The following is an 18,347-nucleotide window of genomic DNA, read 5'->3' as shown; positions in this document are numbered from 1 at the left end:
GCTTTTTTGTTTTTCGGAAAAGATTCTTTGCTGCTAATAAGAAATTATTAAGAAGATACTATGCCTGGGAAGTGATTGGATGCTGAAAAACTGCTGGGAGTGAAAAGCTATCTTTGGTACGAACAAACAGCTGATCTTTTGTCGTGTAGGCCTGTTTGCGCAGTTTGCTGTCTTCTAGATCAGGAGTGAAATAAAAAGAAATCTCGGTTGTATTTTCACCTGCTAGCTTGCTTATAATTTCTTCTATATTAAATGCTTTTTTGCTGATCAAGTCATAAATTTTTAATTGCTGTCCTTGCTTTTCAAAAATGGCTATCATGTCTTTCTCCGGCAAGTAATAAATATGTTCCGGAAAGATGTTCATGCAATGAAACATGAACAGGTCTTCTGCTTGTACCGTTCCAAAAACTTGCGAAACCGGCACGCGTTCTGCTGCAAATTGATAAATGAAATTCAAGTCTTTAGAGTTTGTCCCATCGAGTTGCTTCATAGAAACGGGATTCTGTCCCGTTGGGAACCATTCCATGGAAAACTGGTAATCAGTTGTTCGGATAAATCCAAATTTCGGATAATAATCCAATACCGTTTTATTTGCAAACAAATAGATAAAGTCACATTGTTCCTCGTATTCTTGCAAAACCCGGTTCATCAATTTAGCTGAAAGACCGTTATTTCGATGATCAGGATGAGTCATGACAGTGCCGATTTGAATGGCACTTTTTTTCTTTCCTTCAATGATTGTATCCAGTACATTAACAGACACATTAGCAATAATTTGATTGCCTAAAGCATAGGAAAATGGAATATAACGATGGCCCCAGTAGCCTTTTTCATACCAGCTTTTTAATTCAAGGCCGAACACGGAGTACGCAAGCTTAAAGAAGCTGTTTCTCCATCCTTCATTTTCTTTGTAATCTTTTGCAAATTGAATATCCATTCGCGACATCTCCTCTTTTTGTCAATGTATGTTAAACATGAACAAAGGGTAAGATCAAGCCTCCAATAGAACCAGCCAGCACCACAATCCATGGGGGCAGCTTCCAATAAGCTAGCATGCTAAAGAGAATAGCTGCCAAAGCAAAATCACTAGGTTTTAAAATAGCGCTTGTCCAAATAGGATCATAAAGAGCGGCAGTTAGAATACCGACAACAGCAGCATTCACTCCCATAAGAGCGCCCTGGACGTGTTGGTTGCGGCGCAGGGAATCCCAAAAAGGCAAAGACCCCAAAATAAGCAGAAAGGCCGGCAGGAAAATAGCAAATGTCGCGAGCAGACCGCCTTTCCAGCCGCTGATCACAGTCCCAATATAGGCAGCAAAAGTAAACAGTGGACCGGGAACTGCTTGGGTTGCTCCATATCCGGTTAGAAATTGGGCCTCGCTTAGCCACCCGCCGGGAACGAATTCTCTCTCAAGTAAAGGCAGAACAACGTGCCCTCCACCAAATACTAACGAGCCGGCCCGATAAAAGCTGTCCATCATAGCGAGCCAATTCCATGGGAGAGCTTCCCGCAACAGGGGCAAAGCGATTAACAAACCTAAAAAAAGGCTAAGGCAAATGGCTCCGAACCTGCGGGATAGAGGAAAGGACAACGGTGTCAGTTGATCACAGGAGCTTGATTGTTTATACAGTAGGTAACCTGCTAGCGCACTGATTAAAATAAGGAGGATTTGGGCAAAAACTGTCTGCCAAAGCAGAGTGACGGTTAAAGAGAACAATAAGATAGTTTTTCTATACAAATCAGGTGACAGCTTTGCGGCCATTCCAGCAACAGCATGGGCAACTACTGCTACAGCAACTAATTTTAAGCCATGAACCCAGCCGGCATTTTTAATCTCCGAATTCTGAAGAACAAGAGCGAAGAGTATCAATGCAAGGACAGAAGGGAGGGTAAAGCCGATAAAAGCCACGATGCCTCCTGGTATACCTGCACGTATGACGCCAATGCCGATGCCAACTTGGCTACTTGCTGGGCCAGGAAGAAATTGGCACAATGCTACCAAATCGGCGTAATCTTTTTCATTGAGCCACTTTCTGCGTCGTACATATTCCTCATGGAAATAGCCTAAATGGGCAATGGGCCCACCAAATGAAGTGAATCCCAGCCGCAGAGAGACGAGCAAGATGTTTAGCAGTCCGGGTTCATTGGATTTTTCGTTAATTATAGTCAATTAATCTAACTCCTTTATGCTAGTCTCCAATTTCTTTAAACAGTTCATATGCCTTTTTTCGCGCTTCCTTTAAAGTGGTTAATCCCTTTGCAGATGTTGTATAATACTTACGGATTTTCCCTTCAACGAGACGGTCTTCCCGGGTTAGAAGGCCGTCACGTTCCATGGAGTGAAGGATGGGATAGAGGGTACCCGGGCTGATTGTGTAGCCATGTTCCCGTAATTCCTCTACCATCCAGGCACCAAAAACCGGGTGTTCCTTCGCATGATGTAAAATGTGAATGTGAATAAAACCTAAAAATAATTTTCTTAGTATTTTTTCCTCCACTTAAGGGTACCTCCTTTTGCCGCTTGCTAATTACGAAAAGCGATATCGAAAGTTATAATTGATTGTAATGTCTTCCTTCGAATAAATCTATGACATGCCAAGATTTTTACAAAATATTTACAAACCTGAAAGGCGAGAAAGCAGTAGAGAGGATGAAATCAAGCCTGCTTTCTTGTGTAGAATAGTCAGAGAGGAAGGAGCTAGGACCCGGTATCTTGAAGGAAATCAAATTCCTTGTTTTGACCTAATTTATAAGATATAACGGTAGGGAAGTAACAATAATTTCCGTACACCTTCAAGAGAGTTTTACAGGTATAATGGATAGTATGATTACTGGCAAAAAGAAAGCTGACAGCAGTTTTATTTATAAATAAAAGGTTGGAAGGAGACTTCGTGAATGACACGGGATCGTGTAACAAAGACACAAATCAATGTGGACGGTATTGATTTTAAATGGGATGTTGAAAATGGAGTTTTCGATTACAGCGGTGGCGATGCTGTTCTTTTCTGGATTACGAGCGCCATGAAAGTATTTTTTGATACAATTGAAGAGGTGTCCGGAGAGGAAGCTGCACAAGTTGTACTTGAAGCGACTGGTTTTCGCCAAGGGCTTGTTGTCAGCGAATACTTTAAAAAGATGCAATTAACGATCGAGCAAGTAGCAGAGGTTCTTCCTATTACATATGCTTCGGCTGGATGGGGAAAGTTGACTGTCGATCGCCTTTGTGAAGCGGAGAAGTTGGCTAATCTGCAAATTAAAAATAGCTGGGAATACAGAATCAATATAGAGCAAGGGAAAACGGAACCTGGGTGCTTTATTCCTGGTCATTTTTCTGGCCTCTTATCTGGTTTATTTGATACAAATATGACTTATCGTGTGATAAAAAGTGAAATCAAAGACGATGAGACATGTGAATTTGAATTTTTCCCTGCACAGCACTCTATGGATCAAAATATTCACACGTTAGCGAGAAGAAAAGAAGCGGAAGAGATTCAAAAGCTAGAGGCTGTAGTTGAAGAGAGAACGAGAGAGCTAAATGAATTAGTGAAGGAGATTTCTTCGCCGATTATTCCAGTGCTAGAAGACATTGTTGTTGTGCCGTTGCTTGGAAAATATGATGAAGCGCGTTCGCAGGAATTAATCGAAAAAACATTAACAAATCTTCCAAAGCATAAGGCACAGTACCTGGTTCTTGATTTGACAGGTTTGGAAAAAGATGTAAGTGGAATAACGGTAGATTTTATTGGGAAATTGAGCGCAGGGGCCTCACTCATCGGTACAGAGACCATTCTTGTCGGTATATCACCTGAGATCAGTATGGCTATCGCTTCGTCTAACTCCCATTTGTCTTCCTTTAATTGTTTCCGCAGTTTGCAGCATGGTATTTTATTCGCTTTATCGCAGCAAGGCAGACAGATTATTTAATTGAGAAAATTTGTTAGCTTTAAGAGAAGAAAGATTCTCTTAAAGCTTTTTTTTTAGTTAAATAGGCCTTAGAACTTTGAAATAATCAAGCCAAAACAGTAAAAACTCCCCATGGTTTCCATCTTGTTCTATTTAGAATGATTCTTTATCATGAATAGAGGAAGATAAATCTAAGAAAAAGCAACTTGTATAGAGGGGAGAACATAATGAAAAAGAAGATTAGTATATTGGCACTCGTGTTTGCTATTATGCTTGCTTTGGCCGGCTGCGGCGGATCAGATGCCAAAGAAGCAAGCGGAGGAGGAGCTGGCGAAAGCAAGGTAGCTGAAGTTACTATTGAAAAAGCTGAATATATATTAGCAGGAGATGACGGAGAATCCGAAGGCGAGGAAACCGGTTTGCTCGCTGTTGATTTAAAAGTAAAGAATAAATCGAAGTCTACTATTAATGTATCCTCATACGATGGCGTATACCTGTATGATGGGGATGAGCAGTTAAGCCCAGAGAAAAGTGTATATGCGCGCGGAATAGACCTTAAAGACGGAGGAAGCAGTGATATTGGTGCGGGCAAAGTAAAAACCATTCCTTTTTACTTTAATGTTGAAAAAGACAAAAAGTATGAAATTGGTGTAAAACCGCGTCTATCCGAACCAGGAGAAGAAGCGGATGAAATTATGCTTGGCCTTGACACAAAGAAATATGCAGAAAGTTTTGATGAAATTCAAGATCCTGCTAAAGCATTAACTGCTTACATCGATGTTATTTACCTTGGAAAAGACAACAGTGATTATGAAAAGCTAGTAACCGCTGATAAGGAAGATGTTCAGGAAACAGCTAAAAGCAAATTTAAAAAGCAGTTGGATCTTTCTTTGCCAGATATGGTAACCGATGCGGATATTGATAAGTACTATAGCAGTTATAAGACTGTTCTGGGAGAAAAAGCAGAAGTGCAGACTAAAACAACGGCAAAAGCAGGTGATAAGGCCGTTGTAAAGCTCGACTATTCTACGGTTTCAACAGATGATCTTTACGATAAGCTCTACAACTATCAAAAAGAGTACCGGGAAAATACAGGCGGCTATGACACAGAGAAAGAAAAGCAATACGCACTTTCCAAGTTCGATACAGTTGTTCAATCCCTGGAAGTTGCTAAGAGTCAAAACGGAGCAGAAATTAGCATGATCAAAAAAGACGGAAAATGGACAGTGAATACTTCTGACCACTATTCTGACTACCTTGTACAGGCGTTTGCTGAAGGAAGAGCTTACTAGACAGGAGAGAAAGCTATGAATAAAAAAAGCTTGATTATTATTCCGGCTGTGATCCTACTTCTTGTCATCGGCGGCTTGTTTTTTGCTTTGAAGCAGGCAACTGCACCAGAAAAAGCGGTCGAAACATTAAAGAAAGCTGTTGCAAACGATGATCCGGCTCTGCTGCAAGATATGATTGTACCAGATAATAAGCAGGCTTCTGTAAACAAAACATCCGTTCAGGCGCTTATTACCTATTTAAAAGAAAATAGCAGCAGCTACGACGTGATTAAAGAGGGACTTGATGAACAAATCCAAGAGGATGATTATACAACAACCACTCAACAAGTTACCTTGACAGAGGACGGAAAGAAGTGGGGAATGTTCCCTCAATACAAATTGAAGGTGAAGACGGCTGCTATTAAAGTTACCGGTCAAAATGAAGACGATCGAATCAGCCTGGCTGCCGGCAAGTCGAACCAAGCAATTAAGAAGCAAAAAGACAATAACTACGGCCCTGTTATCCCTGGGACGTACAATTTAAAAGTTAAATTGATGAATGAACTTGGCACCTTTGAGAAAAAAGAGAAGAAGGACGTATGGGGCAGCCCGGAAGTCAGTGTGGTTATTGACAGCAACGCGTTGGCAAGCTCTGATAGAGGCATCCAAAAAGATGTCATCAAGGCAATGGATGTTTTTAATAATGATATCGCTGTATACCAAACGTCTGGCTTTAATAAAAGTAAGCTGACAAACGTGACAGATACTATTCTTGAAGGGTCTTTTACACTTCAGGAGAGTTTTAAAGCAGTACAAGGATATATTGATGAAATTCATGCGCAATATAATGGTGCTGTCGTTAATATGGATGACTTCTCTGTTCATTATTTTGATGGGCGCTGGTCGGCTGATGTAACGGCCCTCATCGCTTATCATAACAAAGTAAAGTACCGTGACATTCAGCAATTTGAGGATACTTCTTTCAAGGCCGTTAATACGTATTCATTGTCCTACGATCGAGCACAGAAAAAATGGTTGATTGACGACGTGAAAAATCGTGAGCCAGTTGGGAAAGAAGAAGAGTATTGGAAGAACAAACAAGAAGTAAAGGTAAGTAATCCGCCACTTCTGAAATGGAAGCGTGAAGGCGTAACAGGAACAGATATTGTCTTATAGAAAAAGAGGCTGCCTTGAAAAAATTTTCAAGGCAGCCTTTTTTCTTTCGTAAAGAAAGTAAGTGAAAGTCCCTCCGTAGTTATGATTTTCTCGATTTCTTTGAATCCACAATGCTTGTATAGTTGGACAGCAGGAGAATTATCGGTTCCGGTAGAGACGAGGATATCTTTTTTACCGGCCGCTAACTGCTCCACATGATGAAGAAGCGAACGGGCCACTCCTTGCCTGAAAAAATGAGGGTGAACCATCAGACGATGAATATGAAGCTTTGCCACTGTAGTTTTAAAAGACACAGCTCCGGCCAGTTGACCGTTGATGAATCCGCCATAAAAAGTTTCTCCGCATTGCTGCAGCGAGGCTGCTGTCTCTCTCAAAGGAGGAAGGTCCCAGAATTTGATGAGTTCTGCTTCTGCTTCATAGGCAGGTATTTGGATAGTCCATACTTTTTCAGCTATCTCCGAATCTTCGATATTCAGCTGCTGAATAGATAATCCATTATTTTTCTTTTTCATCTGCATGGCCTCCCGATACATTACTTTCCATGTCCTCACAAATGGAATCAATATGGCTTTTTAGCACATTGATAAGCCGTTCCCGACTGGTTCTATTCGGATCCAGCATAGCATGAAGAGCTAGCCCGTCAACGAGCGCATAGAGTTTTTCTGTTTCTATGCTGACATCCAGTCCTTCCTTCAATAGCTTTGATTCACGCAAGTAGTGAATCATCCGGCTGATGCCATTAAAAATGCCATCGTGCAAGACGTTAAAATCTGCTTCTTTATGACGGTTATAGGCAATAAAGGCAAACCAGATTTCCATTTCTGCCATCGTTTCTTTAGTGATTGGAACAAGCTCTATCAGGATCTTCAACATCATTTCTTTTGGCGGCAAATCCTCTACTACAATTTGATTAATTCTTGCCTCTGCCTGCTCTTTAACGAGTTCCATGGCATAAATGAGCAACTCATTTTGCGTAGAGAAATAATGGCGCAGGGCCCCGAGGGAGAGTCCAGCTTCTTTAGCGATGTTTCGCACAGTCGCCCCCTCCATTCCCTGCTCCAGAATGACTCGCCATGTGGCTTCAGCAATATGTTTTTTTCGTTTGTCGTGATCAACTAGTTTTGGCATAACTATATCTTATCAGGAAAAAAAGATTCAAGCAATTTTATAATACAGTTGTATTATAAAAAAAGAGGTGTTACAATTATTTTAAATAATACAATTGTATTAAAAAGAGAGGGGTTATGGTGTGATTGTTGGGCTGATTATTGCCTGTGAAGTCGCATTTTGGCTAGTCATTATAATGGGACTGACAGCTCGTTACTTGTTCAAACGGAAAAAACTTGGGCTGCTATTATTAGCCTTAACACCTTTAATTGACTTAATTTTAGTGGTGGCTACTGGGGTGGATTTAATGAGAGGTGCAACGGCTACTCAGGCACACGCACTTGCAGCTGTGTATATTGGTGTCTCCATTGGATTTGGAAAAAGCATGATTCAGTGGGCAGATGAGAGGTTTTTGTATTACGTAGTAAAACAAGGATCAAAACCAGCAAAAAGATATGGAATGGAATATGCCAAACATTATTTCTCAGGATGGCTTCGGCATGTAGCAGCCTACTTAATTGGTGCAGCCTTGTTAGTAGGATTGGTTTTTCTGGTTGGAGACCCTTCTAGAACAGAAGCGTTAAGCGGCATATTGCAAATATGGTCACTTGTATTAGGGATCGACTTTTTAATTGCTATCAGTCACTTTATTTGGCCGAAAAGAGCAAAAGCATAAGAGAAACATTGATCGCCGGCTGTATTTTGCAGCCGGCTAATTTATTGTGTAACGAAACAAAGACAAGATTTCTAATTTTCAATTTTATTGTGTTGCCTATATGGTACAATATGGACAAGATTTTTTAAAGGAGACATAGCAGGATATGCCCTTTTCAGTTCGATTATCCATATTAGTTATAGGTTTCCTCTTGCTTTCGAGTTATTCCCTCCATTTCGCTTCGGCTAGTTTACTTCACCATCCTGCCAGCCAGGTAGATCAGCGGCCCGTCAAAAAAGTGTATCGGATTGCAGGAGAAAAAAATCTGCCTCCTTTCTCTTATATCAATAAAAAAGGAAAGTTTACTGGCTTCAGTGTAGAGCTCTTTCGCTCTATTTCTGAAGAAGCAGGAGTAGAGTTTCGATTTTATCCAATGAACTTTTATGAAGCGGAACAGGCGCTGAAAGCGGGTAAAGTAGATGCCATTATGGGGATGAGATATTCCGCCGAGCAGAGCGAGCGTTTTCAATTTTCGGAGTCCTATTTTACGATGACAGATGTTCTTGTTGTACCGAAGGAAGCAACCACAGAGATCAAAAACTTAACAGATTTGCGGGAAAAAACGATTGTTATGCAGGAAGAGCCGGCGTCATTTGATCTATTGCTGAATATAAGAAGAGTGGAATTTCAACTAGCATTTAATCCAAAAGATGCATTTAATTTCTTGCTGCTAAAAAGAGCAGATACCTTTTTAACAAACAAATGGACGGCAGAGTTTTATTTAAAGCAATCAGGTGAACAGGATCAATATCGAGTGCTTGAACATATCGGCGTGCCTTCTGATTTTGCGGCGGCCGTCCGTCCGGGAGAAACAGAACTTTTTTCGCTCATCAATCACTCATTGATGAACATGCAGGAGAACGGGGATTATCAAACTTTATATTCACAGTGGTTTGGTCTATATCCTGACGGTCAATTGAAAGAAATGCGCAATTGGATTATTGCCTTGCTGATTCTCAGCAGTTGTGCTGTAGCCGTTCTGATTTTTACTTATTTATGGAACAAGCGGCTGCAAAAAGAAGTAGCCAGGCGAACAGCGGCCTTGGCAGCAGCAAATGATCAATTAGAAGTCCAGCAGCGCGCTATTTCCGAAGCTTATGCTTTCAAGACCCAAATTATTCATCATATGTATTATGGGATTTTAACATTTGATGATTCCCTGCAGCTGACAAGCTTGAATGAACGGGCAAAAGCTATGCTCGGTCTTCAAGAGAAAGAATATGTCGAAACAGAGGATATTTTTGGGCAGCCGCAAATTGCCGATATTCTTCAGCATTACAAATATTTCGAGGATAATCAGGACAAACAGTTATTTTCAGAAGAACTAGTATTTGAAGCCGATGGAAACAAGCGGTTTATTTTATTCCGTCTCATTCCATTATATGAAGAAAGCGGAAAGAAAAACGGCTGCCTGTTGACATTAGCTGATCGGTCAGAGGCAAAGATGTTGGAGGAGAAGCTCGCAACCCAGGAGAAAATGCGGGCGCTCGGACAGCTTGTTGCGGGGGTGGCTCATGAAATTCGCAATCCGCTTACTTCCATGAAAACCTTTATTGATCTTTTGCCAAAGAAGTATGAAGATCAGTCATTTCGCCAAGAGCTTGTTAAATACGTACCGGAAGCGTTAAAGCGGATGAATACCATTGTTGAATCACTTCTTGATTATGCGCGGCCTAAGCACCCGCAAAAACAAAGGTTGCCGGCTGCTGCTTTTATCCAATCTGTGGTGGCAATCATTGAACCAACATTGAAAAAAAGCCATGTGCATTTGAAATTAATGATGGAACCGGAAGTGGAAATTATTTGTGATCCTGATCAGTTAAAACAAGTGCTGCTGAATTTACTGTTAAATGCATTGGATGCTATGGATAAGGTACCGAAGAAGCAGCTAACGGTAAAGATTCAAAGAATGGAGGCCATGGGAGTGATTCAAGTAGCAGATACTGGAATTGGCATGGATCAACATAGCGTTTCTCATATCTTTGAGCCTTTTTATACGACAAAGCCGCATGGAGTCGGGCTCGGATTAGCCCTATGCTATCAATGGATCAAAGAAAATAACGGTGATATGCAAGTGGAGACGGAGAAGGAGAGGGGGACGACTTTTACCGTTACACTGCCTGCCGCACAGAAAGAAGGGGAGAAAGAATGAAGCCTGTTGTCTTAATCCTGGATGATGAGCCGGCGATCGGGGCATCGCTGCGATTCGCACTTGAAAATCAATATGAAGTGATGGCAGCTACAAGAGTAGAGAATGCAATGGACGTGTTGCAGAAAAATCAGGTGCAGGTAATGCTATTGGATTGGCGGCTTGGGGAAGCGGACGGTCTGCACGTATTGGCTGAAGTGAAAAAGACTTACCCGCATATATCCGTTATTATGATGACGGCTTATGGCACAATTGAATCGTCTGTTGAAGCCATTAAGCAGGGAGCTTATCATTATATTACAAAGCCGCTCGATATTGATGAGCTGCATTTATTGATTGAAAAAGCGCTTGAACATCAGACGTTGTACAGCAAAATCCGGGAATTGAATGAAACCATTGAGAAGATTAAAGGCTATGATCAGATGATTGGCGAGAGCCCAGCAATGAGGGATATTTTTTCAATGATTGAGCGAGTGAAGGATATTGACTCAAGCGTTCTTATTTTTGGAGAAAGTGGGACAGGAAAAGAACTTGTGGCTAGGGCTTTACATAGACAGGGAAAAAGAAAGGACGGCCCATTTGTTTCGGTAAATTGCGCAGCCATCCCGGAGTCCTTGCTGGAGAGTGAACTGTTTGGCTATGCGAAAGGGGCATTTACTGGGGCGGTGGGCAGCCAGGAGGGAAAAATAGCCGCTGCGGATAACGGCACACTATTTCTTGATGAAATCGGCGACATGCCCGCCTCCTTACAGGCTAAAATGCTGCGCGTACTGCAAGAAAAGGAATTTACGCCGCTTGGCTCTACAGAAGTGAAAAAAGTAAATGTGCGGATCATTAGCGCAACAAATAAAAACCTCTCACAAATGGTGTCAGAAGGCTCTTTTCGAGAAGACTTGTTTTTCAGACTGAACGTCATACCGATCGAACTGCCATTATTAAGCGAGAGAAAAGAAGATTTGCCAGTGCTTATTCCCTATTTTCTCAGAAAGTATGCGGAAGAAATGCAGCGGCCGCTTCCATCCCTGTCAGAAGAAGCGTGGAATAGGTTGTTGGCTTATGATTATCCGGGGAATATTAGGCAATTGAGCAATATCCTTGAGTATGCTGTAGCGATGACAAAAGGAAGAGTCATTTCGGAAACTGATTTGCCGATTGCCATCCGTTCTGAAAATGAGACAGTGAAGCCGACGGTTAATTTTTCTCCTTCTATCATCCCTGTTCCTTTGGGTGCTACGATGAAAGAAGCCGAGAAAATGATTATTGAGTCTTCGCTGAAGCATTGCCATGGAAGTAGAAAAGAAACGGCAAAAATGCTTGGTATTAGTGAGCGCAGTCTGCGCAACAAGCTTCAGATTTACAGGGAAGAAAGTACATAAGAGAAAAAAATGCCGGTTAGGAATATTTTGCCGTTCCTAACCGGCATTTTTTGCCGCTTCTTAAAACAAACAGCTAATTTAACTGAATTTTAAAAATGGTATGAATGTTGCATTATGAAGAGTAGAACAGACAAAGGGGTGAGAAAATGAAATATCGTACAGGATTTATTTTACTTTTAGTTACCGTTCTTATAATGATGGCCGCCTGTAGCAATTCTGCTTCTTCGAAAGATGAGAAGGCAGAAGGGACAGGCAAGGCAGCCGGACCGCTGGCGGGGCAGCCGGTAACGATTTTAACTGGTGGAACATCAGGGATTTATTTTCAACTCGGCAATGCGCTTGCCAAGATTTATGGAGAAGAACTTGGCGCCCAGACAAGTGCCCAAACTACGGGAGCTTCAGCAGAAAACACAGCTAAGCTTTCGAGAAAGAAAGCAGAACTAGGCTTTGCCATGGCTGATACAGTAACAGATGCTTATCTGGGAGAAGGGAACTTTGCTAAAGCAGGAGCGCTTTCGAATGTTCGAGCTGTCGCTTCGCTCTACCCTAACTACATGCAAATTGTAGCTCCTAAAAAGCTCGGCATTAAGACTCTTAAAGATTTAAAAGGAAAAGATCTTGCTGTTGGTGCTCTTGGAAGCGGTACCGAAATTATGGCCAAGCGGATTTTGGAAGAAGCAGGCATCACTTACGATGATGTAAATGCAGACTTTTTATCCTTCTCTGAAGGAATTGAGGGCATCAAAAACGGAACGACGGATGTCGCTTTTCTATCTTCCGGTTACCCAAACTCAGGCATTATGGAGCTGGCCGCCACAGATGAAGTAGAAATCATCCCAGTGCCGAAAAAGATTACGGAAAGCCTTCAAAAAAAATACCCAGCCTTTGAAATCGGCAGTATACCCGCCAATACGTATAAAGGCGTAAAAAAAGATAGGGAGACAGTAAAAGTAAATAACCTACTAATCACTCACAAAGATTTGCCTGATGAAGAGGTTTATTTGTTAACAAAAACATTGTTTGAAAGTCTTGATCAACTCCAAAATGCCCATAGCTCAGCTAAGCATATCGAATTGGAAAAAGCAGCTGAGAAACTGCCGTTGCCGCTGCATCCAGGAGCGGAGAGATACTTTAAAGAGCAAGGTGTTTTGCAATAAGGAATAAGGGAGGGACATATAAATGGCAAACGCAACAAAAGAGATTCCTGAGACAGTAGAAGGCCAGGAGGAGATTCTGCAAAAGTATGACAGTGAATCACGATTCCGGAAAATTGATCATGGTTTTTGGCGTTGGGCTGTCTTTGCACTGAGCGTTGGTCTTGCCGGTTATCATTTGTATACTGCTTATTTTGGACCGCTTGATGCACTTCGCCATCGCTCGCTGCACACAGCCGTAATCGCCGCACTTGTGTTTATTTTATATCCTGCCTTTTACAAAAAGGGAACAAACAAAGTGACTCCAGTTGATGTCATTTGGATGGTTGCTGCGCTGGCGACTGGCGGTTATATGATTATCGATTATCAGGGAATTGCTGAAAGAATGTCGATTTATATGCCGAGCGGGGTGGATATTGCTTTTGGATTGCTCACGATCGCTGTGGTGATTGAAGGGGGCCGCCGTGTAGCTGGAAATGCTTTAACGATCTTAACAGCATTATTTCTGGCTTATGCCTTTTTCGGCCAGTACTTTCCTGACTTACTCAAGCACTCGGGAAAAGATCTAGAAGATATCGTGACCTATATGTATCTGTCAACAGAAGGAATTTATGGCATTGCTATTTCTGTATCTGCGTCTTATATTATTCTCTTTATTTTGTTCGGGGCTTTTTTAAACCGTTCAGGAATGGGGCAGTTTTTCACTGATATTTCGCTTAGTGTAGCGGGGCACACATCCGGCGGCCCGGCAAAGGTAGCCGTTGTTTCAAGCGGGCTACTTGGCTCAATTAATGGTAGTGCACTGGCAAATGTAGTAACGACAGGAGCTTTTACAATTCCGCTCATGAAACGCGTTGGCTATAAGCCGGAATTTGCTGGTGCGGTGGAAGCCACTGCTTCTGTCGGTGGGCAAATTATTCCACCGGTCATGGGAGCGACCGCGTTTATTATGGCAGAAACGCTGGGTATGCCGTACAACCAGATTGCCCTTGCTGCCATTTTGCCGGCTTTTCTCTATTATCTTGGCATTATTTGCATCGTTCATTTCCGGGCAAAAAAATTGGGCCTTCGCGGCATGTCTAAAGAAGAACTCCCGAACCTATGGCAAGTATTCAAAAAAGGCGGCCATCTGCTCATTCCGATTATTGTGCTGATCGGGATGTTGATTGCCGGAAAAACCCCGCTATATGCTGCTTTTTATGCGATTGTTCTTTCGATCGTTGTCAGCTGGTTTAATAAAGAAACACGGATGGGGATAAAGGAAATTCTAGGAGCGATGGAGGACGGTGTCCGGTCGGCGCTTGGTGTGGCAATGTCGTGTGCCATGGTTGGTTTAATCGTTGGCGTAAGCACGCTGACTGGACTAGGACCGAAGCTGACCCAATCCATCCTTGTTCTTGGTCAAGGAGAAATGTTCCTGACACTCATTTTCACAATGATTGCCTGTATTGTTATGGGAATGGGGCTCCCATCTATTCCGACATATATTATTACAGCTACAATGGCTGCACCGGCCTTGCTTGAACTGGGTGTTGCACCATTCGTTACTCATATGTTCGTCTTTTATTTCGGTATTTTAGCTAACGTAACGCCACCGGTTGCTCTTGCGGCATTTGCGGGAGCAGGTATCGCTGGTGCCAGCCCGAATAAGACAGGTTTTGAAGCACTGCGGCTTGCCTTGTCAGGGTTTATCATTCCTTATATCTTTGTATTTTCACCTGTTATCCTTATGCAGGATGTCACCAGCCCGCTTGAAGTTGTTTGGGTAACTGTGACAGCAATCATCGGTATTCTCGGGTTGAGTGCCGCATTGGAAAGATATTTAATCGCGGACTTGCCGCTGCCACTTGCTGCTTTATGCTTTATCGGCTCGATCACTTTGATTATTCCAGGCATCTGGACGGATGTGGTTGGACTAGGCATACTGGCCCTTGTGCTGATTCAGCAGTTCATCGCCCGTTCTAAAATTCGTTCCGATATACCAACTTCCAAAATTGTTTAAAGATATTCCGCTCGCGAAACAATAGAATGTATCCATAATAAAACCGCTGTAAGTATTCCTTACAGCGGTTTTATTATGGATACAAGTTGAGGGTTAAAAAGTCTGAGTTTTTCAGCTATGCTAAAAGCAGTTTTTATTTTTTTTAGATAGGAGTTCAGCTATTGAATAAGAAAAAAAAGTATTGGATCATGTTCATTTTAGGAGTGTCTCTATTCATAGGTGCGATGTTGCTGTCATTTCATTTACCAAGTTCTAAAAAAGAGACGGCAAAGGTAACTTCACAGAAAGCCGAAAAGGTGAAGACGGTGGAAAGCGGGGGGAGCGATCTTTTGAAAAAACCCGGTCAAAAAGTGAGGGAGAAAGATTGGGCGACCCTTGAATTAAGAGATTATTTCAATGTAAAAAAAGAATATGTTGTTGACCGTATGCACATTTACGTTAAGGAAGTTAAGCTGATTAAAATGATGGATATGGAAGACGAGGAAAAAGAGTATTTAGGCTATTTTAATAATAAAACAAGGAATGATTTGCTAAGAGAAGGAAACAAGTATGCAGACTGGGACGAGCTTAATGAAGCAGTGAAGCAGTCTGGGTGGAAAGTTAAAGAAAAGGTGTATTACATGGAGATTTCTTATAACGTGACTAATCAGTATGGAAAGGAGGTCCAATTTTTCAGCTTTCTGGATGTGCGGTTTGGTGGAGAAACATTTTTCGTGCCAAGGAGAAGCTTTATCGCGAGTGATGATACATTTGTAGGCGAAAGCAGCTTTTCAAGGGTCGACTACCGCAAGGGGGAAAAAAGAGAGGGGAAAATTGGTCTGCTGCTGAGAAAACTGCCTAAGCAGATGGAAACCATACAATTTTCAACAGATGATGTGCTGGATGGGGAAACTCATGAGTTGATAAGTCATGGAAAAACCTTTCAGATTGATTTAAAGTAACCAAGCAAAGGAAGTCTTAAAGAATTCTTGAGTAGGCAGGCAGCGGATGGGTATATATTAATCATAAAAGGAAGAGGATGCATGATCGCTTAGCAGGTGCTCAGCCACTCGCTGCTGGTTGAGGGTCTAATGATAAGTATAAGCTGGAAAGGAGAAATGCATCATGCAAATACCGGAGTGGCTTGCGGAGCTCGGGAAAAAGAGAATTTACCCTTATCCTGTTGAAGGATTCGTTTACGGCAAGGGCCCTGAAAAACCGAAGCTAATGCTTGTCGGAGAGGCGCCGGGAGAGACAGAAATCCATAACGGCATTCCTTTCAGCGGCAGGGCCGGCAAGGAATTAATGAAGTTCTTGGAGAGGGCTGGAGTCTCCAGAGAAGAAGTGTACATAACTAGTGCAGTTAGAAGCCGTCCATACAAGTGGGGGGAGAAGCGAACACGAACAGGTGAAATAGTTAGGAGAAAGTATAATCGTGCGCCAACCTCCGCAGAGATTTTAGCTCATGCGCCTTTGCTTGATTATGAAATTGAACATGTCAAGTCGCCTGTCATTGTGGCTCTCGGCAACATCGGTTTGAAACGGTTATGCGGACCTGATGTAAAAGTAACCGAAGCGCACGGCCGGTTCATTAAGCAGCCTGTCAGACGGCTGAAGAACGTGGAAAGCAATGAATATGAATGGACAGAAAAGGAATATGTTATTTTTCCAACATTCCATCCAGCTTCCATCTTCTACAACCGTCGTCTGCTAGAGCTTATACATGAAGATATGGACAAGCTCGGAGGATACCTGAAAAACCTTGGCAATGACTCCCTTTTATATACGAATGCGACGGTGAACGACAAGGCCGATGAGAACAAGAACCATTAAAGAGCCTAGAGCTGTACGACTGGCTATATTTCCGTAGTCGGCAAGGACAAGTGTAATTGTGCCGTATAGAAATGGACCGACCATAGCGGAAATCTTGCCGGAAAAAGCAAACAAGCCAAAAAATTGTCCTCTTTTTTCTTCTGGGGTGTGTTCAATAATGAATGTTCTTGATGTTACCCAAACGGCTCCGAGAGATACGCCAAACAGACTGCCAGCAGCCCAGAACATCGCTTCATTGACAGCAAATGTGCCAATGAACAAAGCGGCGAGCAAAATTATCCCAACGACGTTTACGGCTTTTTTTGCTCCAAGGGCTTTCGTAATATAGCCAAATAGAAAAGAACCAATAATGCTCGCAATGGTGGAAACGAGATAGAGCAGAATGAATTGACCTGAAGAAAAGCCAACAATCGCTTTGGCATAAACAGCCATCATGGCAATCGCTGTAGCGATGGCATCATTCAAGAAAAAATAGACAATCATAAATAGAAAGATGATTCGGTGAGCTTTCATTTCTTTAAATGTAGACATTACTTCCTGATAGCCGCTAATAAATGACTTTTTTTCTGTGGAAGTCGGCAGTCTTGTTTCCCGTCCGGCGAGCATAAGCGGCAGGGAAAAGAGAAGAAATAAAATCGCTGTTGGAATAAACGCTCGGTGAAAATGGCCATCACCAATGAATGGATAAATAGCAAGTCCGGCCAGGGTGCCGATATAGCCAACAGCTACTCCGAAGCCCGATAACAGTGGGATCTCTTCTTTCGTTCCCAAGTCGGCCAGCATTGTGTCATAAAAGATCAAGCTGGAGTGATAAAAAAACTTTGCTGCTACAAACAAAAGAACAACAAAAATGAGGGCCGCCGGCAGGCCGAATAATTCCTGTTGTGAATGAGTGGAAGCCGCAAGCCCCATACCTATCGTGCAGGCTACGCAAATGAGTGTGAACGGGATAATATAACGTTTTTTCTTTCCTGTCCGGTCAATGAGGACACCAAAAAGCGGAGAAAATAACACGAGCAGCAAGCTGGCCGCTGCGTTCGCATAAGAAATAAAAGTGCTGGCTATCTGGTTAAGCTGATCGTTGCCGCCGATGGTTTCCTGAAGGTAAAAAGGAAAGAAGATCGTAATGATATTGGAAGAAAAAATCGTATTGGCAAAATCATAAAGTGCCCATGATAAAATCGGCAGGGAAAAGTACAATCCCCATAATGGCCGTTTTGTTGCTGTTTCACTTCGTTCTATTTGAGCCATCATCCCACCCTCTTTTTTACAGTTTCCTTTATTGTAGTTGAAGCTTATCCAAAAATAGCAAGAACTTTGTCGAATACAAAAAGAGTTTTATTAAAAATAATGAGGGAAAAGAGTTTTATATACATGAGAGGAGGGAAATCGATGGCCAATAATGACCATAACCATCTCAACGAAAAAGAAAGAAAGAAGCAGGAAGAACAGCAGCAGGAAAATGAATTTAGAAATCAAGCACGCTAGCCCGATCAGCAAAATCGTTTAAAAGACCAAGAAAACATGAGAAAGTAAAACAGAAAAAGCTGTCTTGGACAGCTTTTTTGCTTGCAACGAAGAGGAAGACAATAAAGAATAAACTCAGTAAGCCAATCAATTTAATTAAATTTAGAAAGTTAACGAGAAATTTCAGTTGATTTGCGTTAAAATAGGAGCGTGA

16 protein-coding genes are annotated in these 18,347 nt (G+C 42.1%); 10 read left to right on the top strand and 6 right to left on the bottom strand.

The genetic code is table 11. The features are described 5' to 3' along the window. Nucleotides 1–58: 58 nt before the first annotated feature. From ACH0BF_RS07055 to ACH0BF_RS07045, 3 genes are read right to left on the bottom strand one after another with little or no spacing between them, the layout of a single operon-like run. A complete protein-coding gene (locus ACH0BF_RS07055; RefSeq protein ID WP_406909148.1) occupies nucleotides 59–937 on the bottom strand; it encodes a GNAT family N-acetyltransferase in 879 nt (292 codons plus the stop codon). A gap of 31 nt (nucleotides 938–968) precedes the next feature. Further along, nucleotides 969–2,162 (bottom strand): chromate transporter, encoded by a 1,194-nt coding sequence (locus ACH0BF_RS07050; RefSeq protein ID WP_406909225.1) that lies wholly within the window; start codon nucleotides 2,160–2,162, stop codon nucleotides 969–971. Nucleotides 2,163–2,190: 28 nt separating this feature from the next. Next, complete coding sequence (locus ACH0BF_RS07045; RefSeq protein WP_120036001.1) at nucleotides 2,191–2,499, bottom strand: PadR family transcriptional regulator; 309 nt, start codon at nucleotides 2,497–2,499, stop codon at nucleotides 2,191–2,193. 397 nt (nucleotides 2,500–2,896) lie between these two features. Between ACH0BF_RS07045 and ACH0BF_RS07040 the strand changes: the two genes are divergently transcribed. From ACH0BF_RS07040 to ACH0BF_RS07030, 3 genes are all read left to right on the top strand, one after another. Continuing rightward, nucleotides 2,897–3,925, top strand: a complete 1,029-nt coding sequence (locus tag ACH0BF_RS07040) for an STAS domain-containing protein (RefSeq protein WP_120036002.1) — start codon at nucleotides 2,897–2,899, stop codon at nucleotides 3,923–3,925. A gap of 206 nt (nucleotides 3,926–4,131) precedes the next feature. Next, nucleotides 4,132–5,196, top strand: a complete 1,065-nt coding sequence (locus ACH0BF_RS07035) for a DUF5105 domain-containing protein (protein WP_406909147.1) — start codon at nucleotides 4,132–4,134, stop codon at nucleotides 5,194–5,196. 15 nt (nucleotides 5,197–5,211) lie between these two features. Beyond that, nucleotides 5,212–6,351, top strand: a complete 1,140-nt coding sequence (locus ACH0BF_RS07030) for a TcaA second domain-containing protein (RefSeq protein WP_406909146.1) — start codon at nucleotides 5,212–5,214, stop codon at nucleotides 6,349–6,351. Between the two features lie 26 nt (nucleotides 6,352–6,377). Here ACH0BF_RS07030 and ACH0BF_RS07025 read toward each other — a convergent pair whose 3' ends face one another. Next, entirely contained in the window at nucleotides 6,378–6,863 is a 486-nt protein-coding gene (locus tag ACH0BF_RS07025; protein ID WP_340851418.1) for a GNAT family N-acetyltransferase, read from the bottom strand. After that, on the bottom strand, nucleotides 6,847–7,479 hold the full coding sequence (locus tag ACH0BF_RS07020; RefSeq protein WP_340851414.1) for a TetR/AcrR family transcriptional regulator: 633 nt from the start codon (nucleotides 7,477–7,479) through the stop codon (nucleotides 6,847–6,849). The genes ACH0BF_RS07025 and ACH0BF_RS07020 overlap by 17 nt, the downstream gene beginning before the upstream one ends. 175 nt (nucleotides 7,480–7,654) lie before the next feature. On the opposite strand from ACH0BF_RS07020, the gene ACH0BF_RS07015 reads away from it, so the two are divergent. The 7 genes from ACH0BF_RS07015 to ACH0BF_RS06985 all read left to right on the top strand — a co-directional run bounded on the left by ACH0BF_RS07015 (nucleotide 7,655) and on the right by ACH0BF_RS06985 (nucleotide 16,666). After that, on the top strand, nucleotides 7,655–8,134 hold the full coding sequence (locus ACH0BF_RS07015) for a hypothetical protein (protein WP_340856287.1): 480 nt from the start codon (nucleotides 7,655–7,657) through the stop codon (nucleotides 8,132–8,134). Nucleotides 8,135–8,279: 145 nt separating this feature from the next. Then, the gene (locus ACH0BF_RS07010) at nucleotides 8,280–10,325 is read left to right on the top strand and encodes a transporter substrate-binding domain-containing protein (RefSeq protein ID WP_406909145.1); all 2,046 of its coding nucleotides are present in this window, start codon (nucleotides 8,280–8,282) and stop codon (nucleotides 10,323–10,325) included. Beyond that, nucleotides 10,322–11,698, top strand: coding sequence for a sigma-54-dependent transcriptional regulator (locus ACH0BF_RS07005; protein ID WP_340851408.1), 1,377 nt, complete (start codon nucleotides 10,322–10,324; stop codon nucleotides 11,696–11,698). Before ACH0BF_RS07010 ends, ACH0BF_RS07005 begins: the two co-directional genes overlap by 4 nt. Nucleotides 11,699–11,844: 146 nt before the next feature. Further along, on the top strand, nucleotides 11,845–12,855 hold the full coding sequence (locus tag ACH0BF_RS07000) for a TAXI family TRAP transporter solute-binding subunit (RefSeq protein WP_340851407.1): 1,011 nt from the start codon (nucleotides 11,845–11,847) through the stop codon (nucleotides 12,853–12,855). Nucleotides 12,856–12,877: 22 nt separating this feature from the next. Next, nucleotides 12,878–14,854 carry a TRAP transporter permease gene (locus ACH0BF_RS06995; RefSeq protein ID WP_340851406.1) on the top strand — a complete coding sequence of 659 codons (1,977 nt, stop codon included), beginning with the start codon at nucleotides 12,878–12,880 and terminating at the stop codon, nucleotides 14,852–14,854. 161 nt (nucleotides 14,855–15,015) lie between these two features. Further along, nucleotides 15,016–15,795, top strand: a complete 780-nt coding sequence (locus ACH0BF_RS06990; RefSeq protein ID WP_406909144.1) for a hypothetical protein — start codon at nucleotides 15,016–15,018, stop codon at nucleotides 15,793–15,795. Between the two features lie 163 nt (nucleotides 15,796–15,958). Continuing rightward, nucleotides 15,959–16,666 carry a uracil-DNA glycosylase gene (locus ACH0BF_RS06985; protein WP_340851402.1) on the top strand — a complete coding sequence of 236 codons (708 nt, stop codon included), beginning with the start codon at nucleotides 15,959–15,961 and terminating at the stop codon, nucleotides 16,664–16,666. Here ACH0BF_RS06985 and ACH0BF_RS06980 read toward each other — a convergent pair. Continuing rightward, complete coding sequence (locus ACH0BF_RS06980) at nucleotides 16,613–17,920, bottom strand: MFS transporter (protein WP_406909143.1); 1,308 nt, start codon at nucleotides 17,918–17,920, stop codon at nucleotides 16,613–16,615. The two genes, ACH0BF_RS06985 and ACH0BF_RS06980, sit on opposite strands and share 54 nt — an antisense overlap. Nucleotides 17,921–18,347: the final 427 nt, after the last annotated feature.

Source organism: Pseudobacillus sp. 179-B 2D1 NHS, from assembly GCF_045370945.1.
In the GTDB taxonomy this organism is placed as follows: Bacteria; Bacillota; Bacilli; order Bacillales; family Domibacillaceae; genus Pseudobacillus.
Note: the sequence above shows the minus strand (reverse complement) of the source record. Positions and strands in the feature narration are given on the sequence as shown.

Coding starts and splice junctions, on each gene's coding strand:
- ACH0BF_RS07055 (WP_406909148.1), bottom strand. CDS start 937: ATGGATATTCAATTTGCAAAAGATTACAAAGAAAATGAAGGATGGAGA.
- ACH0BF_RS07040 (WP_120036002.1), top strand. CDS start 2,897: ATGACACGGGATCGTGTAACAAAGACACAAATCAATGTGGACGGTATT.
- ACH0BF_RS07035 (WP_406909147.1), top strand. CDS start 4,132: ATGAAAAAGAAGATTAGTATATTGGCACTCGTGTTTGCTATTATGCTT.
- ACH0BF_RS07030 (WP_406909146.1), top strand. CDS start 5,212: ATGAATAAAAAAAGCTTGATTATTATTCCGGCTGTGATCCTACTTCTT.
- ACH0BF_RS07025 (WP_340851418.1), bottom strand. CDS start 6,863: ATGAAAAAGAAAAATAATGGATTATCTATTCAGCAGCTGAATATCGAA.
- ACH0BF_RS07020 (WP_340851414.1), bottom strand. CDS start 7,479: ATGCCAAAACTAGTTGATCACGACAAACGAAAAAAACATATTGCTGAA.
- ACH0BF_RS07015 (WP_340856287.1), top strand. CDS start 7,655: ATGGGACTGACAGCTCGTTACTTGTTCAAACGGAAAAAACTTGGGCTG.
- ACH0BF_RS07010 (WP_406909145.1), top strand. CDS start 8,280: ATGCCCTTTTCAGTTCGATTATCCATATTAGTTATAGGTTTCCTCTTG.
- ACH0BF_RS07005 (WP_340851408.1), top strand. CDS start 10,322: ATGAAGCCTGTTGTCTTAATCCTGGATGATGAGCCGGCGATCGGGGCA.
- ACH0BF_RS07000 (WP_340851407.1), top strand. CDS start 11,845: ATGAAATATCGTACAGGATTTATTTTACTTTTAGTTACCGTTCTTATA.
- ACH0BF_RS06995 (WP_340851406.1), top strand. CDS start 12,878: ATGGCAAACGCAACAAAAGAGATTCCTGAGACAGTAGAAGGCCAGGAG.
- ACH0BF_RS06985 (WP_340851402.1), top strand. CDS start 15,959: ATGCAAATACCGGAGTGGCTTGCGGAGCTCGGGAAAAAGAGAATTTAC.
- ACH0BF_RS06980 (WP_406909143.1), bottom strand. CDS start 17,920: ATGATGGCTCAAATAGAACGAAGTGAAACAGCAACAAAACGGCCATTA.